General features: G+C 51.1%; 1 protein-coding gene. It reads left to right on the forward strand.

All coding sequences use genetic code 11. The features are described 5' to 3' along the window. Positions 1-114 precede the first annotated feature (114 nt). Positions 115-556: FAD-binding oxidoreductase (locus D3D02_RS18720; RefSeq protein ID WP_233560717.1), on the forward strand; the 442-nt coding region annotated here is incomplete at its 3' end.

The following is a 556-nucleotide window of genomic DNA, read 5'->3' on the forward strand; positions in this document are numbered from 1 at the left end:
CTTGGTAAGATTTGTGTACTACAAACACTCACAGGTGTAGCGCATGTCCGTACTTGGGTGGCAGGAAATGCCACTATCAATAGAAATAAAATTCATCAACTGATGACTCAACGTATGCCGCAGGCAAACAGCTACGACGTTGTCGTCATAGGAGCGGGTTCCATCGGATGCAGCACTGCCGACCATCTCGCAGACGACTACGACGTTCTGGTGCTGGAGAAAGGTAAACTCGAAGAGAGCGCGTCGGCGAACGCAAGCGCATTTATCTCGGATTGGTGGTTCTTCCTTGAAGGTGAGCATATTCCAGGCGTAGCAGTGAAAGTCCGTGACTATTTCGAGGAGTTGTCGGCGACAGGTGATTTCGAGTTCCACGCTCAACCATTTATCAGTCTGGTCGACGAGGATGAGGCTGGCAGTCCTGAAACACGAAAGATGCGTAAGAATGTCAAGAAGATCCCCGGAATCGAGTACTTCGATGTCGACGAATTCGCTGAGTCATATCCGGACGTATTAAACCTCGAAGGCTTCGTCGGCGGCATCGTCGACACCGAGGCGG

Origin of the sequence: Halobellus sp. Atlit-38R (assembly GCF_003665925.1) — an archaeon.
GTDB lineage: Archaea > Halobacteriota > Halobacteria > Halobacteriales > Haloferacaceae > Haloquadratum > Haloquadratum inordinatus.